This is a genomic window from Corynebacterium sp. KPL2825, from assembly GCF_037908445.1.
Lineage (GTDB): Bacteria > Actinomycetota > Actinomycetes > Mycobacteriales > Mycobacteriaceae > Corynebacterium > Corynebacterium kefirresidentii.
The window spans coordinates 70,515-87,814 of sequence record NZ_JBBMGI010000010.1 but is presented as its reverse complement, the minus strand read 5'-3'; the positions used below and the strand labels follow the sequence as shown (position 1 = coordinate 87,814).

10 protein-coding genes are annotated in these 17,300 nt (G+C 56.3%); all 10 read left to right on the top strand.

The window, feature by feature from the left end:
- Positions 1 to 5: 5 nt before the first annotated feature.
- The 10 genes from WMQ00_RS08985 to WMQ00_RS08940 all read left to right on the top strand — a co-directional run bounded on the left by WMQ00_RS08985 (position 6) and on the right by WMQ00_RS08940 (position 17,299).
- Entirely contained in the window at positions 6 to 704 is a 699-nt protein-coding gene (locus tag WMQ00_RS08985) for a phage tail tube protein (protein WP_340440916.1), read from the top strand.
- Positions 705 to 849: 145 nt separating this feature from the next.
- Entirely contained in the window at positions 850 to 1,260 is a 411-nt protein-coding gene (locus WMQ00_RS08980; protein WP_340440915.1) for a DUF7426 family protein, read from the top strand.
- Between the two features lie 440 nt (positions 1,261 to 1,700).
- Complete coding sequence (locus tag WMQ00_RS08975) at positions 1,701 to 8,336, top strand: tape measure protein (protein ID WP_340440914.1); 6,636 nt, start codon at positions 1,701 to 1,703, stop codon at positions 8,334 to 8,336.
- 9 nt (positions 8,337 to 8,345) lie between these two features.
- Complete coding sequence (locus WMQ00_RS08970) at positions 8,346 to 9,164, top strand: hypothetical protein (RefSeq protein WP_340440913.1); 819 nt, start codon at positions 8,346 to 8,348, stop codon at positions 9,162 to 9,164.
- A gap of 53 nt (positions 9,165 to 9,217) precedes the next feature.
- A complete protein-coding gene (locus tag WMQ00_RS08965) occupies positions 9,218 to 12,232 on the top strand; it encodes a hypothetical protein (RefSeq protein WP_340440912.1) in 3,015 nt (1,004 codons plus the stop codon).
- A 297-nt stretch (positions 12,233 to 12,529) separates the two neighbouring features.
- On the top strand, positions 12,530 to 14,353 hold the full coding sequence (locus tag WMQ00_RS08960) for a hypothetical protein (RefSeq protein ID WP_340440911.1): 1,824 nt from the start codon (positions 12,530 to 12,532) through the stop codon (positions 14,351 to 14,353).
- Positions 14,354 to 14,361: 8 nt separating this feature from the next.
- Positions 14,362 to 15,243, top strand: a complete 882-nt coding sequence (locus WMQ00_RS08955) for a BspA family leucine-rich repeat surface protein (RefSeq protein ID WP_340440910.1) — start codon at positions 14,362 to 14,364, stop codon at positions 15,241 to 15,243.
- 10 nt (positions 15,244 to 15,253) lie between these two features.
- Positions 15,254 to 15,511, top strand: a complete 258-nt coding sequence (locus tag WMQ00_RS08950; RefSeq protein ID WP_340440909.1) for a carbohydrate-binding protein — start codon at positions 15,254 to 15,256, stop codon at positions 15,509 to 15,511.
- Positions 15,512 to 15,571: 60 nt separating this feature from the next.
- On the top strand, positions 15,572 to 16,933 hold the full coding sequence (locus tag WMQ00_RS08945; RefSeq protein ID WP_340440908.1) for a peptidoglycan DD-metalloendopeptidase family protein: 1,362 nt from the start codon (positions 15,572 to 15,574) through the stop codon (positions 16,931 to 16,933).
- Entirely contained in the window at positions 16,934 to 17,299 is a 366-nt protein-coding gene (locus WMQ00_RS08940) for a hypothetical protein (protein WP_340440907.1), read from the top strand.
- The last annotated feature ends 1 nt before the right edge of the window (position 17,300 follow it).

Genomic DNA, 17,300 nt, shown 5'->3' with positions numbered 1-17,300 from the left:
ACAGCATGGCTAACACTAAGTTCGCTACTGCACCCAATTCCTGCGAGCTGAACAAGCAGCTCAACCGTAATTGGGCATTGCAGGTTAAGCCGGTAGGCGCTGACCCGGCAGAATACAAGTTCGTTCGTGGCGTCACTTCCCTCTCCCCAAACATTGAAACCTCCACCGTTGATGCGTCCGATATTGACTCCAACGGCTGGACTTCCGAAGAAAAGACCTCCCGTTCCCTCACCGTGTCGGTTGAGGGCCAGTTCGCCCGCAAGGGTGACCTCGACCTTCTGACTGAGGACCAGCAGCTGCTGAAGATGACCGGTGAGGAGCTGGGCGCGGACGGCAAGGTTGACTTCCGCGTATGGCGCACCGACATTGACGAGGGCTGGGAGGGCACCGCCACCAACAGCTTCACCTCTGGTTCCGGTGGCGCTAATGACTTGCGCACGTTCACCTCTGACCTTAAGTCCTCGTGTGAACCGACCCGTATCCACTCCGTGGCTAAGGGTTCTGAGCGTAAGGAGTCCGAGCCGGTGGATGTTGAGGAACTGTTGTCGGTTATTCACCCCAAGGGTGTCCCGGCTGAGGAGGGTTCCAATAATGAGTCTGGCGAAACGGATTCTGAGACTGGTGCCGCTGGTGAGTCCGCTGGCGGTTCTGAGGCCGGTGTAGCCGAGTCTGAGGCCGGTTCCGAACCAGGTGCCGCCGCCTAACCCCGCATCTCGCGCTAGTCAGCGCCCCGCAAGCCCACAATGGTTTGCTGGGGCGCTTTCTTCATGCCCACACGGTTGACCGCGTTACCACTCAGGCGACACTATTCCACGTCGTAAACACAACCAACACACAGGGAGGCAACCCATGACCGATTTCGGCCAGCTCGACGAGCAGCTAGACGCATACGACATTTCTTTCACCTTTAAGGGCGAGGAATACCACATCACCCCAAGCGCTGAGCAGGTGCTGGAGTTCCACCGGGACTATTTCAATGCCCGCAAAAAGGGTGACGATGATGGCATGGGTGTGTGGTCTCGTGTCGCCCCGCTTCTTGGTTCCAAGTTCAACACCAAGACTGCGAAGATTACTGGCGGTATTCTTGCTGAGGTCATGGAGAATGGTGCCTCCTACTCGCAGATGGAGCGCCTAGTGTCCGCTGTACATTTCAAGTACGTGCAGGGCGATGATTTGGCTAAGGCATACTTCTCGACCGGCGACTTGGGAAAAGCAGTGGAGCACCTAAAGAGCAAGAGCAACGACTCCCAGGACGATTAGACGATCCGGAGGGGTGCTGGCGTGACCAGTGGGACAGGCTCAGGCGTGACCCTGATGGTTGGGCATACGCGCCAGATAGTGACCTGTGGTACAACCCATATCCCGGCGCTTATTCCGAAAGTGATCCGGGTGGTGGCCCGCCAGACCTCTACATTCTAGAAACGTTTGGGGAATACGTCCGCGAGTGGTGGGCTGAGCAGGTGCAGCCCAAGCCGGACGTTGATGAATCTGCCCTGACGTGGCCGTCAATGTTGTCCCGCTGGGATGATATTGAGACGGACTTCCAACACTTTTTTGGCATTGATTTTGGTTCAGGTGTTCTGTCTAACCGCAAGTGGCGTTGGTTCAGAATACGCCTAGTAAGGCTCCTAAGTGAGGATACCGCTATTGCGCGGGGGCTGGGGCTGAGGAAGCAACCAACGCTGAAAAAGGAGTAACGTATGGCAGCGCTTGATCTAGGTGATCTTGGTTTCACAATCAAGGTTGATACCGGCGATTTTGATAGCAAGATGGGCCAGGTTGAGCGCAAGGCCCGGCAGGTTGACCAGTCGCTGGAAAAGACTGGTAACAAGAAGATTAAGCCCACGGCTGACACCTCCGACATTGATAAGGTGGAGCGTTCGGCCCGTAAAGCTGATTCCGCTCTGGATAAGACCAGTAGTAAAAAGGTGACCCCAAGAGGTGATGCCTCTGGTCTGGATACGCTTGGCACTGCCGCGTCTAAGGTTTCTTCTGAGCTGGATAAAGCGTCTAGTAAAAAGGTTTCGCCTAAGTCTGACTCGGCTCCGTTGGAGCGTACTAGCAGGGCTGCGGACGACGCATCTTCGAATATTGATAAGGCCGCCGCTTCCGCCGATAAAGCTAGTGAGTCTTTTTCTCAGGCTGGTTCATCTACCGACGGGTTTGCCTCTAAGCTGCGTGGCACGGTAGGTAAATTAGGCGGTTTTGCTGCCGGTGTTGCCGGTGTTGCTGGCGCAGCCGAGGTCATGCAGAACGGCTTTGCTAAGGTCACCTCTATTGAGGACACGACCCAAGCATTGGGTGTGATGATGGGGTCGGCTGATAAAGCCTCTGGCTTCATGGACAAGCTCGTCGCGTCCAACATGAAGTCTACATATTCTTTTGATGCGTGGGCTAATGCAGGCAAGACCCTTGTCGCTTTCGGTGTTGATGCTGAGCAGGCTAGTAACACGGTCACCGCTTTGGGTGAGGCCGCCGCCGCTACAGGTAAGGGCGAGGAAGCCCTTTTGAGCATGTCCGACGCGTTTGGTCAGGCTGCCGCCTCTGGCAATATTTCCATGGAGACTCTGAACCGTCTTGCCGACGGTGGCGTGCAGGGCCTCACGATTCTGGCTAATCATTTCGGTGTCACGACCGATGAAATGCAGAAGATGATTTCCAAGGGCGCGGTGCCAGCCCAGGAGGGCATTAAGGCTCTCACGGACGGAATCATTAAGGGTTCCGATGGTGCTGCTGGCAAGGTTGAGTCCCTGTCTGGTGTTATGGGCAAGATGGCGGAGACCACGTCCGGCACGTTGAAGAATATGGGCGCTGAGCTGAATAATACGGCTGCCGCTATTTTTGAGAAGCTGTCGCCTGCTATTAAGGCTGGAGCGGATAAGGTTCGTGTTGGGGCGCAGAATCTTACCGCTTGGATTAAAGATGTTGACGTTTCCCCTTTGGTTAAGATGGGTGAGGCTGTTACTAGCCTGCCGGGGCCTGTTAATGATTTGGCTAAGGCTTTTGTGGCGCTAAAGGTAGCTCAAGCGGCCCTTAACTCTCAGATGGGGCAATCTGCCATATCTAAAGTTACTTCCCTTAAGGAATCTATTTCTGATTTCGGCTCCACTATGGGAAGTGCGTACACCGCCGCCGCTACTAGTGGTAAGAAATTCGCTAAGACTACTGGTGTCGTTAAGGCCAGTATGGCAGGAATTAAAACTGCCGCAAATGGGGTCATGGGTGCGCTTGGCGGCCCGTGGGGTGTGGCTTTCATGGGCGCTGCGGCTACGGTGTCCGCTGTTTCTAGTGCGCATGATAAAGCCAAGTCGGTTCAGGAAGCCTATTCTCAGTCCACTAGGGATGCGGCTCAGGCTCAGGATCAGCTTAACGCTTCGTTGGCGGGTACATCTGAGAAGCTAAACGATACCCAGCTGAAGATGGCCTCCACGATGGTGGAGAAAGACCTCGGCCAGATGAAAACAATGGCTGAGGAGTACTCCGGCTTCATTAACGCTGTTGAGGCCCCCGACCTGTCGTGGTGGAAGCAGGGCCGCTGGTCTAGTGAGTGGCGCGAGTACAATAACCAGGTTAATGAGTCTAAGGACGCGTATGCGGCTATTGAAAAGGCCGCTGGCGAGTTGAAGATTCCGATGGAGGATCTGAACCGTGTCGTGGCTGAGGGTGGCCCCCAGTACGACAAGCTCATGGCTTCGCTGCGGTCTGGTGGTGATGCTTCTCAGGCTGCTGCGGATCAGCTTGGTGAGGCCCGCGATAATATCCGCCAGTCTGTTGAGGCGGCGCGTGAACTTGACCCTGCGGCAGCTCAGGCCGCTGCCGGTATCTCTACCTTGGCTGACTCGTCGGCTAGTGCCGAGGATAAGCTCTCGGCGCTGAAGTCCACCATGCAAGCTATGGGCCTGATGGCTCAGACTGCGGACGAGGCGAATATGCAGGCGGCGGAGTCCATTGAAGAGCTGGGCAATAAGATGGAGGGGCTGGTCAATCAGGATATTGGCATCGGCTCCGAGCTGTTTGACGGCGACAAGTTGAATTACACCAACGAAAATGCCCGCGCCTTGTCGGACACGCTGAGTAGCATGTCTGACGAGCTTATGAACGTTGCTATTGCTAATGGTGACGTTCAGGGCATCTGGGAGATGATGGGGCCGCAGCTCGATACTCTACGCGAGCAGATGGGTCTTGCTGGCGCTGAGTTCGACGAACAGTGGAGCCACGTTCTGGAGTCTTATGGCCTCGCGCCGGACGTTATTCACACGCTGGTGGAGCTGGATGGTGCTAGTGAGGCTGTGCAGTCCTTGGGTGATGTGTGGGCTGCCATGTACCCGTTGGAGGAGGGCACAACGGTCAACATTGACCCGCCTGAGCCTGCCGTCTTGGCGGCGATGGATGAACTGGGCATCAAGTATCAGGAAATTAAGAATGATGCTGGCGAGGTCATTCAGTACAAGGTGACCGCCCCCAATGATGAGGTTATGGCTGATTTGCAGTCCATCACCACCAAGATGGCTGAGATTGATGATGAATCAATCAGTATCGAGACCATCATGGACACCACCCCTATTCAGATTGGTAAATCTGAGGCGGATGCCCTACTGAGGGACTTGGATATTCAGAATCCGTCCCCAACTGCCCAGCTGGTCATTGATGAACTGTTGGCTAATGGTCAAATCGCACGTGGCGATTTGGAGTATCTAAACCAGCAGTCTGCGCACCCTAGCGCTGATTTGGATAAGACCCTGTTGGATGCCGGTGTGAATACTGCCCATTCCCAGTTGCAGGGCGTGGACGATCACAACACCACCTCGGATATTAGGGGTAATAACAGTGACCTTTCTAGCAAGGTCAATACTGCAATTAACCTGATTAACTCCGTGCCCTCGGTTAAGGTAGTCAGGTTCATTGGTGAAAAGGTCGGCAACTGGGTTGGCGGTCTATTCGGCCATGAGCACGGTGGACGCATTGGCCTGCCGGGCTTCGCTGCTGGTGGTGAGATACCGGGGCTTGCTGTTGGCGGGTTCCCGAACGCGGCCCGCACCGTAGGAAACAATGCGGGCTATAAACTCCCCACCACCGGGCCGGGTACTGAGCAGGTTGATGGTTTCCTCGGCGTGGACAATATGGGGCGGGCTGTGGCTCGTGTCAACGCTGGTGAGTGGGTAATCAACAATAACTCTTCCGAGGACTACAACCGCACCCTGCAAGGAATTAACGCGGGTAACCCGAGGATGATTCTGGCCGGTCTGGCTACCGAACTACCCGCATTGGCGGATGGTGGCCGTACTAAGTCCGCTGAGGTTATTGAGCAACTACAGCCCTACAACAACGGGCCGTATGTCATGGGCGGCTTCTCCCCGTCGTCTATGGACTGCTCCGGCGCGGTGTCTGCCGCTGTGAATACATGGCTGGGGCTTAATCCGTTCGATTCTCGCATGTCTACCGTGACCGAGGGTTCTTGGCTGGCAGCTAAGGGCTTTAAGAATGGGCGCGGTAATGGTAGCGAGCTGGTTGTCGGCTGGTATGACTACGGCGGAGGCGCTAACGGCCACACGGCGATGATGCTGCCTGACGGCACGTTCATTGAGTCTGGCGGTAACACGGGCCAGGGCTTCACTATTGGTGGTGCTGCCGGGCCTTTGGACGGTCGTGGCTTCACGAACTTTATGTACCTGCCGGGTTCTGATGATGGTGAACTCACGGGTGACGGTGGCGTCACAATGAACGGTAACGGCACCGACCTGAGTATCAGTGATTTTGGTGGCGCTTCCGGTGGTGGCGGCGGTAAGCGCGCTTCTCACAAGTCGGTGTCCGCACCGTCTGTGGGGAAGATGTTTGATGCGCCTGGTTTCGCGTCTAATGTGCCGGGCGCGACTGTTGGCGGTGGTTTGAGCCGTGGGCAGCGCGCCCAGGCCTATGCGTATGGTCAGCAGGCCGGGTTGAGTAAAGCTCAGATTGATGGTGCTTTGGATTTTGCTAACCCGTTTGTGGGGCAGCAGTCGTTCCGCCAGGAGATGGGTGAGCCTGCCGCCAAGCAAGTCCTTTCTATTGCGAAGCAGTTGGAAAAGACTATCGGGCGGGGTGGTATCGCCGCGCAGGTTGAGTCCGCACTGGACGCTAAGACCCCTAACTGGGATGTGTGGCTGCGCGTCAATGATGAGACGTTGGATGCGTTTAACGCGCTGGGTGAGGCGCAGGCTGACCGTAAGAACGCCTCGATGGATATTACCGAGGCGGAGGAGAAGCTGGCTGAGCTTCGTAAAAAGGCCTCCAAGTCGGATGAAGAATCGACCGAGAAACTGGCTGAGGCGTATAAGAACCTCGACAAGGCGAAGGGTAAGGAACTCACCAAGTCCTATACAGCCGATAAAAAGGCTGAGGATATTGAGAAGGCGGAGAAGAAGATCCGCGAACTCAAGGACAAGACCTCCGAGAATGAGGTTAAGGCCGCCCAGCAGATTGCCGAAGCTGAGCAGGATTTGGTTGATGCTCGTGAGGAAGAGAAGCGCGCTATCCGTGAGGTTGAGCAGGCGCAGCTGCAATACAACACGGCGTTGACTATGGCCCCGATTAAGGCTGTGGCTTCCCTCACTGACCATATTGCTGACGGGTTGGGCACTGTTGCGGACACGTTGGGCATCATGGCCGAGAATATGGAGCACGCTAATTCTGTGGCTGATGCTCGGCAGAAGTCTGAGCTGGATAACATTAGCGCGCAGCGCTCCGCTATGAACGCGGCCTCTAAGCTCCGCGAGTTGGAGCGCGAGGGGGCTAATGAGCGTCACGCCGAGACCCTGAACCAGCAGCAGGCCGAGTTTGATTTAGCTATGGCGCGGCATGATTACAACTCCGAGTATGCCGACCTAGAAATCAATCTGGCGGAGTTGCGCACCAAGGGCATTCTGGATGTTTCTCAGCGGGCGCTGGATACTGACCGGCTGGCGATGATTTCTGCTTCGTCGGTGGCTGTGGCTGAGAAGCAGTTGGAGCTGTCCCGTGCTCAGGCGGCACAGAATGAGTTTAACCGGCGCATGCAGATTGAAGAGGCCACGTATGAGCTGAATTATCAGGAAGAAATGGCCCGCATTCAGCATGAGCGCCTAGAGGTAGCTACCCGCGAGATGGCGAACGCTGCCGCTGAGGCCGCGAACACGTTGGGCGCGTCGGCTTCCGCTTTGGCTCGTGAGCAGCAGGGTAAGCAGAAGCAGGCTAAGGGTGCGGCTGGTGTTATTGCTGGTTTGGCTCAGTTGGCTGGCGCTGGCGCTATAACCGCCGCGTCGGGCGGTGCCGCAGTACCGGCTGCGATAGGTCTTGGTGTTGCTGGTTTGGCATCCCTTGTGCAGGGTAGTACCAGCATTGTTGAGGGCCGGTCGCAAGAAAAGGCGTATAAGGAACAGGCACGGGAGGAATATGACAAACTTTCTCGTGATGATAAACGACGTGTTGATGCGGCCCGTGCCGGTCTGGTGGTTGGTGCATTAGCCGGTGGTGGTATTGGTGCCGCTGGTGGCACTTCCGATGATGTAGGAAGCATGTTTGATGCGACATCCGGCGCGTTTAATCTGCCGCTGTATAAGAAGCAGATGGAGCAGAAGTATGGTGCTGAGGCCGCTGAGCTTTTGACTAATAAGGCTAAGGCTGAGCTGGATCGTCGGGAGCGTAAGGCTGAGATTGAAAAGGCCCGCGCCGAGTTTGATTTACACAAGGAGAATGACCCGCAGGCTGAGGCGCTGGCTGAAATGCAGAATACTTTGCAGCGTCAGCTGGACGAGTTGCAGCAGGAGAATAAGCAGCTTGCTGGGGTTAATGACAAGCTAGATCAGGGTAATAAGTCGGTTCTCATGTCAATTGGCGGCTCCGGCTGGGGTGCCGACGCGACCGGGGGCATGATGCTATCCAAGCGTGAGCAGGGCTTCGGCAACATCAGCCGTGAGGATGTTGGCGAGTGGTCTTCCCTGAATGTGGAGAACGGGTGGCTGACGAATGGTCTTATGCGTCCGATTGTTGATTCCGTGGCGGATACGGCTGCTGATGCTGCGGCGGCTGGTCGTGACATTGTTGAGGGACTGCCGGAAACGGTTGTTGATGGTTTGTATGCCCGCCAGTTATCCGGGTCGGATGTGGTGCCGGGTGCGTTGGATGCGGCGCGGCGTTCCAGCATGGCTAATGAGGAGGCCCGCCGCCAAGCCGCTTATCAGGATGCGGCAAGCCGAGTACTCAGCAGCATGGGCGGCGACACCACCAATATTGATACTCAGTTCACTGGTGCCGTGACGGTAAACGCCCAGCTGGAGGACAAGGTTATGGCTGGGTTGTCCAGCATGGTTAAGCAACGTTAGGAGACGATAATGGGCCGTATTTGGGACAGTAAGTTTCGCATCACCCTGTGGGGTGTGGACGGGGAGCCGGTTGCGCTTTCTCGCCCCCGTAAGAAGCGTGAAGGTATATTCCTAGCTGAGGTGCCGGATAACCTATCGGGCTTCGGCAAGTCGCATATTTGGGACGAGGCTGCCGGTGTATGGCGCGGCACCCGTGTGGATACCAATAGCGTGAAGCTTGAGATTAGGGTCAAGTCTTCCGATGTTCGCACGACGGTGGATAGGCTTCTCAGCTCTCTGGGCGATGGTTCCCAGCCGGTGGGATTGTCTGTCATGTCGGCCGAGTGGGGCTACCGCTGGTTCAAAATGCGCTTGTCTCAGGTATCCGATGTGAAATGGTTTCAGTCGCCGGGCGGGGCTAAGTTCGCCGTCTTGGCGGTTCAGTTGGAGTTTGCGGATGATGTGTCGCGGCGGTTCACCGAGCGGTTGGAACTCACCAAGGGGAGTGAATTTGGGGCGGTGCGGTTCCGCGTTGATGGTGACCAACCCGTGTGGCCTAAGTTCACCGTCAAGGGCAAGCACGGCGGTGTTCGTGTCCGCCTGACCGCTGAGGACGAGTGGCAAGAATTGCCGTACCGAGCCGAGGGCTGGGCTATTGACTCGCACCCCCAACGCCGCCACGTGACCGACCTTTACGGAAACCCGGACTTTAGCGCCGTGGTTCCATTCTGGCCGATGCCCGTGGAGGTCAAAAAGAACATGGGGGAGGTGCAGGTCGAGGCGACTAGCCCCGGTAATGATTTCAGTCTAACCATCGAGTGGATACCGGAGTTTAGCCGAGCATGGTAGTAAAGCACACCCCCCGCCATGAACAGATTGATGCCCGCGTGTGGGACGCGTTCATGTCGAGGTGGTGGCCGCTCGCCCCGTGGCAAGAGCTCAGCTTGCAGGGGCGGGCGGATTGGTCTGTGGATACCGGCTCGTTAACTCTATCTGCTGACCATCCTCAGCTACCACGGCTGAGGCAGTGCCGCCACGTGCCGGTGCCGGTGACGTTCACGATTAACGGCGTGCATTGGGACGGGTACGTGGAGTCGGTTGAGACCGGGCAGAATGAAGATGGTACTCAGTACGCTCAGGTTAATTTGTGGTCTGAGCATAAGCACTTTCACCGCATGTTGGCTCGTTCTACGGTGGCTTCTGCGGCTGATTCTTCCGCTGAAACTGTCACGTCTCATATTGGCGAGTTGACGCACCGGCTGGTGTCTCGGGGTGCTGTTCGCACTGGTCTACCCACCTATATTTTGGTGGAGTCGAATGGTGACCCGGTTGAGGTTGAGGTTCGTACTGAGGACTATGTGGCCGATATTCTTGACGAGCCGCTGGCGGGTTCTGATTCGTTTGTTGAGGTGCGTAAACTCCTGCCGGGCCAGGAGGTGCCGGGTGTGGGTACTGTGCGTTTCTACACGGGTGTTATGGAGCGCCAGTGGATGCGTCAGGAGTTGGGTAAGGGTCGGTGGCCTAACGCTCAACCTAATGCCCGTATTTTTGGTGACTCGCTGCCGGTTGAGTCACCTGCGATGCCAGATCATTCGTGGAATGGTGACGGTCGTATCCGGTTTGGCGATCTTGAGGATAAGGATACGTCGGGCATTTGCTGGATTCCTTTTGAAACAGTGGTCAATAGGCCCCTTGGGTATTATGAGATGGTTGACCCTGCGAAAGTATTTGTGGTGTCTCGTGGTGAGGTGCCGGACTTGGCGGGTGCTCAGGCTCACCGCCCGCATTTCGTTACCGAGTGGAAGCCGGGGACGTTTGTCGAGGGGCGTGTGGGGAAGCTCAAGCCATGCGCTGCTACTGGTCTCCTGCGTACTGTGGATGGTGAGAAACTATCCTACAGTGCAGCCTTGTCATACATTGGTGACGGTGCTGCTTACGCTTGGAAAGATGGCGTGGAGTGGGTACTCGCCAACCCTGCTGATTTCGCTGAGGACAATAAGCGGTACGAGGCCGAGGGTGAGAACCAGAAGCAAACACCGGGAACTTTCGTGTGGCAGCACCAGGGCCGTGACCGTCGTGGTGTGGTCTTTTCTTCCGCCCCCGGTGGTGGTTTGCTGAAGTGGTCTACTACTGAGACGGGGCCGGATGGTGCAATGCTTATTGGCGGTGGGCAGTTGGATGCCCAGACTATTGCCGCGCTTGAGTCTGGTGTTCTGAAGCCCAAGGGTACCGTGGGGACGATTGATGCAGATAGTGCCGCTGCTTACCTGCCGGGGGCTGCTGGCTTCCCTAGCGAGGTTGAGAAGCTAGACATTGATGTTCAGCCTCACGCCACAATTGACGGTACTGAGGTGTCGTTTAGCAAGGCTGGCGGCAGGGTGGATATTTCCCAGGCAGGGCCGTTCTTCTTCCGTGAGAAGTACATGAATCTATCTTCTATGGGTGGTGCTAACCCAACGGCTGAGATTGCTCGCGAGTGGGCGCGCTCGCAGGGAACCACGTCTATGAGTTTGGCACCTGGACACCATGAGACGGTGGTGTTTGGCGATGATATTCGCCTACCGGATGGGCGCGTAGTGCCCGGTTGGAAGCCCGGCGATCGTGTGAGCTTTGTGGATAAGACCACGCGGGTGTCCGAGGTAATTATGGGCTACTCGCTTAAGTCGTCTGCTAATGATGCGTTGAGGGTGGAGCCTATTTTAGGCCGCGAAGTTAATGGCGTGCTGGCTTCGTTGGAGCGGAAGATTAAGGCTCAGGAGAAGGCGGGCCGTAAGGCTTTGTTGGCTCCATCTCGTAAGGTGCCGAAGCGTGCGGTACAAGAGATTGTGGATGATTCTGCCGATAAATTGTCTAAGTCTTTTAACGAGTCGTATGAGCGGTATTCTGAGCGGCTTACTCAGCTTGGTAATGAGTGGCGGCAGGAGCTTCAGGATGGCTTAAGCGCGGAGCAGCAGGCCCGTGTGGAGGCCTTGCGTAAAGAGCAGTTGGCGCGGGAGCAGGCTGGCACAGACCTGCGGAGCCAGCTGGAAGAGCGTCTTGGTGAAGCCGTTGAGGGTGAAGCTCGTGACCGACAGAAGGCCATTAGTGACCTGTCTGAGTCTTTTAGCACGGAGCTGCAAACATACGGCGAGTTGGTTAAAGACGCTAAGGATTATGTTGACCCTGCTACTCAGAAGGTGGTGGATTTCTGGTCGGAAGAGAACCAGAATTACTTTAACCAGGCTGTGCAACTCACCTTGTCCGCTCAGGATGCTTACAACGATGTCAACAACATTAAGTGGGTATCGCAGGACGCGTGGAATGCACAGCAGGAGCAAATCAATGCTCAGCAGCAGAAGATTAATGAGCAGCAGCGTTTGTTGGATGCTGCGCAGTCGAAGCAGGCTGAGCTAACTCGCCAACTCGCGGAGTCCAATAAGCGCGCCATCAATTTGCTTGCTTTGCAGAATCACGGTGCTTTGTACATTCAGGATAAGTATGTGCTTCCTGCTAGGAAGTGGACGATTTTAGATTTTAGTGGCGTGCGAGGTGAGCTTAAGGGCTGTAGAAAAATCGGAATTGGCGGGACTGGTACAGGTTTCGAATTTTTGTCACCGGGGGATTGGGACATTCGACTGCGGGTTAATATCCCGGATGGTGAAGCGATTGTTGGTACTACTACCGGATTACGCTTGACGGTCATGCCGAAAGATGGCAGCGCTAGTACCGATAGGGCTACATCTTATAGTTACAATAATGCTTTTGATCAGACGCTGACTGTTTATTTGACTGCTTCCATCCCTGAATCCGGGTGCTACGTGTATGCCGAGGGATACGCATCTACGACTTCCGGTAACTCTAAGTGGTGGCCGTCGGATACTGGCCCTGAGCTGACCGAGTTTTCCGTGCGCCAATTGTCATATCCAGAGCTTAGCTAGCTGATTGAGGAGTTCTAATGCCAACTGTTGAGGGTAATTTGTTGTTTGTGTCGTCTCGTGCGGCGCAGGTTAATGAGGTGTGGGTGCGTGCCCATGCGGAGGGTGCGGTCACAACTGCGAGATAGAGGTGGGGTGATTATCGTCTTCTGTTATGTGGCTGACCGTGCAGTATTTTCCAGTCTCAAAACTTCGTCCATAGGGTGTTAAAGCACCGCCTTACCAGCCGCTTCCGACCGCACCCCCTACTTAGGTCAATATCTCACCCATGAGCGTATTAGAGACAAAAGGGGTGTGAGAATGGAGCACGAAATTAGCTCTAAGCTAACCGGGCGGTTTGTAGACGATGATGATCTAGTCCGCACCGGCAGGGCGTGGGTAGAGATTGACGGTTTCGATTTTCTGCATATCCCGGTGCCTACCGGGTTTGATAAAACGATGAACGTTTTTGAGGACCAGGTGAAGCAGGTTGCTAAGGATGCGGCGGCTTCCGGCAAGTATGCTTCTGCGGCTAAATCCTCGGCTTCTGCTGCTGCGGCTAGTGCTGGTAAGGCGGCTGATTCTGAGGGGCATGCTTCTAGTAACGCCCAGAAATCACAGGACGGTGCCCAGCGTGCTGAGACAGCGGCGGGTAAAGCTGGTGAATCTGCGGCTAGTGCTGCAAAGTCGGAGCAGAACGCGTCCGCCCAAGCATCCAGCGCAGAAGATAGCGCGGGTGCCGCAAAGGATAGTGCAACGGCTGCTGAGTCTAGCGCTACGGCGGCATCGTCTAGCGCGTCTAAGGCGGCTAAGTCCGCTAATGATGCGGCAGGCAGCGCCACCAGCGCTAAGCAGGATGCTGACCGAGTTGCGAACATTGCGGACTCCACCTCGTGGGATGGCGACAAGCTCACCGTCAACGGACAAACCAGCCCATCACTCACCGGGCCGCAGGGTGAGCGTGGCCCGGCTGGCCCGCAAGGCATACAAGGCCCCAAGGGAGCAGTAGAGCCTGGCGAAGTTGTGCCACTACCTCGTGGTGAAATGATTCCCGATTCTAACCCTGATGTTCAAGTCGGCTGGTATTTACAGTGGAACGGCGGAGCAGCTGTATTAACTGTGCAGTCTATTAAAACCTCGCAATCCTCACCTTATGGATTAGTGATTGGTGATGAGTACCTGCCGGAGGATATACGTCCCGCGCAGCCCGTCTATGGAACTGTATTCGCCGACGCGGGCGGTACCGCACACGTTAACGTTATGCCAACGGGAATGGTTACGTGGGTAGGACTAAAACCAGGGGTGGAATACAGCGGAATTATTGTCTGGGCCATCGGCTCGGACGTGTCTGCTATGTCTGGCCCGGCTGGCCCGGCTGGCCCGCAAGGCCCTCCTGGTGAGCCGGGCGCAGATGGTGCAAGCACCTGGGAGGATGTTCAGGACAAGCCCGCAGCTTTCCCACCCGAGGACCACAAGCACACGTCCGCAGACATTACTGACGCTGCGAACTATTTTGGCTCACCAGCATTCGCTAACCGACTGGTTAAAACTCACCCCACTGGGCACCTTCACGACGTGAACGACCCAAGTGAGGACAACCAGCTAACACGCAAGGCGTACGTAGACAAAGTTGCGTTCCCGCGTGAGGTTAAGTCGATTAAGGGAGCGGTGGACCTAGACGACTACAAGGAAACCGGCTTGTATCACTGGGATCTAGACCGTGACGCCAAGGCGAGTAATAACAACCCGAACAACAGAGCGGGCCTACTTGAAGTATTCAACCCAAAAACTGGGATGACTTACCAGCGGTACACTGACTACGGTGTCCAGAACAACATATGGACGCGTGGTCTCTATAACGGTAAATGGTCAAGCTGGGTTAAGGTCTCCCAGGACGGTCACAAGCACACGATGTCTGACATTAGTGACCTCCCCTCTGTTTCGAAGGGGGCGTCAGCTCACTCAATCGCACAAAGGAACTCAGACGGCACTCTTTACGTTAGCGAACCGGCTTCCAGTAGTCATGCCGCGAATAAATCCTACGTGGATACTGCGCTGGGTACGGCGAAGGCATACACGGATGCTCTTATCGTCGTGGGGAACACCAACGCGAAAGACGGCAAGCTACACATCGTCTACGAATAGGAGCAGGAATGCCTATTTATTATCAAGGCCGCAAGGCCAAAGAGGTGTGGCACCAGGGCCGCAAGGTCAAGGAAGTCTGGCACATGGGGCGGAAAATCTACACGTCGTTCAAGATCCGCGTGGTCACAGTGACCATGAAACCGGGAGGGGTTTTCTCCTCCCCTACGTGGGACACTGGCTCCGTCACCGGCGACAGCACGCTCGTGCAGTCCATTACAGAAAACGGCCTGTATCTCACGGAGAACGCCACCTACACCCGCACCGACGGGGGAACCAGCGGACTGTCCGCGAATGGGTCTGCCGTCCGCGCAGGCGAGCTAATCCCTAGGGGAGTGCAACTTACCGGCACGGCAGGAACGTATATTTTCACGGAGCTAGCCCCGACCGGGTCACGTAAGCCTATGGAGGTCATGCCCACCACACCGGGGCGCTACGACGCGAGGGATTGGCTGCGCGCCATGGTGCAGAAGTACGGGCTTGACTACCAGACTGTCACGGAGTTGCCGTTCGATATTGACACGGGCGAGGCCACCTTAATGAGCAATATGTTCTACGGTTGCTCGTCGTTGACTAGCGTGCCCCAGTTGGACACCAGCCAGGTCACGGACATGAGCAACATGTTCAACGTCTGCAAGTCGTTGACCACTGTCCCCCAGTTGGACACCAGCCAGGTCACGGACATGTCCTATATGTTCTACATCTGCAAGTCGTTGACCAGCGTGCCCCAGTTGGACACGGCGCAGGTCACGGACATGAGCAACATGTTCTGGGGCTGCAAGTCGTTGACCGACGGCAACGTGGCCCTCACGGTGAAGCGCAAGGACGCAAACACCGGCTCAATGATTTCCGAATCCGGCCTAACCCGCGAACCATTCCTCACCATCAAATAAGGAGAAAATCGTGACTCTGCAAGATACTATTAGGGCCCTCCCTGACGAGGAGTTCGCCCAGCTGAAATCGTGGATTGTCACCATAGAAACCGAACCGGAGATTTCCACCGAGCAACCAGCGGCCCCCGCATTCAAACAACCCTCCGGCAGCCACGATGCCTACAAGCAAGGTGACCGCGTTACCTACAACGGCGCGGTTTACGAGTCCACCATCCCAAACAATGTGTGGTCGCCATCTGATTACCCGCAAGGTTGGAAGAAACTCTAAACCACACCAACCGACCGCGCCCTCCGGGGCGCTTTAATTTTGCCCAAAGGAGGGCGAAATATGGTTACTCACCCAATGAAACAGGGCACCTACCAGGTGTCTAGTGGTTATGGGCCACGCTGGGGCACGTTTCACGCCGGGCTAGATTTCGCCGCGCCTATTGGCACGCCGATTTATGCGGCGGCTGATGGTGTCGTGGTGGAGGGCCGGGAGCGATACAACGTGTCCGGATTCGGGTCGTGGATATGGCTCGACTGCCAAGACAGCGTGGGTAAGGATTTTATCTATGGTCACGTGAAGCATGACGGCATCATGGTTAAGGCGGGCGACCGTGTACGTGCAGGGCAGCAGATAGGTGTTGTAGGTAACGAGGGCCAGTCCACCGGGGCTCATCTTCATTTTGAAACATGGGGGTCGCCGGGACGATTAGGCGGCGCTCACCAAGACCCAGCCCCGTATCTCGCGGGCGCGGCACAGCCCGGCGAAGCTGTGGCTCGTCCTGTGGGGAAGCAGGGCGGCACGCTGCACGGGGTGGATCTATCTGAGCATCAAGACGGCATGAGCCTGAAACGCGCCGCCAGTGAGGGGATTGACTTCGCGATTATCCGCACCACGGACGGCACCTACAAGGACAGGTGCTACCGCTCCCACCTTGAGGATGCGGAATCAGCCGGTCTTGTCACCGCTGCTTATCACTACTTGCGTAACCCCAGCGAGGGCACGACGGTGGCTCAGCAGGTGCAGGCTTCCCTTGAGGTCATGGGGGATAAGAAACGCCCGGTGTGGATTGACGTGGAAACCCCGGCTGGTTTGCATGTTGACCATATCCGCCAGTGCAAGGCCGAGTTTGAGAAGCGCGGGGTGCGTGTTATCGGCTGTTATTCCTACGTGCCTTACTGGGAGGGCCGCATCTCCCCACACGAGCCGGACTCCCACGAGTTTGGGGCCTTTTGGGTAGCTGCTTACGGGCAGAACCGCACCGGCACACCCCGCACAATTTACCCCGGCGACCAGCACCAGCAATGGGACTACCCGCTAGGCAATCAAAAGCCAGTCATGTGGCAATACGGCAGTAATGCTCAGGTCGCTGGCTACACCGTGGACATCAACGCCTTTAGGGGCAGCAAGGCGCAACTACAAGCGTTATTCACCGGAAAACCGGCACCAGAAGAGGAACCATCGGAGGAAGAAATGAACAAACTCTACAAGCAGCTCACGGCTTTTATCAGTGGGTTTTTCGGGCCGCAGTTTGATGCGATTCAGGAAATATGGCGGCAATTAAGGGGACCCTCGGGTAACGGCTGGGAGCAATTAGGGCAGAACAGCAAGGGCCAGAACCTCACGTTGGTGGACGCGGTGGCCGCGCTCCGATCTGACGTGGCCCGCATTGAGAAGAAGCTAGACGAAAAGGGGAAGAAGTAAATGGGTAAGCACTACAATCAGACGGTTCTGAATTCCGTGTCCGAGCACGTGGCTGAGGCTGTGGCGGTGGAGCTGCAGGAGCAGCCGTGGTGGCTGCGCTACAAGGGCACCATCATGCTGGTGTTGCAGGCGGTGGCGTGGGTTGCGGGCGTGATTCCTGTCTACCTTGCAGACGCGCCGGAATGGACGATTCTGCTCGTGGGCGGTATTGGTTTCTTCGTCACCACGCTAACTAACCGGCTAACGGTTGATGGTGTCACCCCGTCCATGGCACCGCGCCTAGCAGACCAAGCCGACCGCGCCGAGACTGCCAACACGCCCGCCTCCCTGCCGGTCTACACAGGCCCCACCACAGCAGGGGAATGAG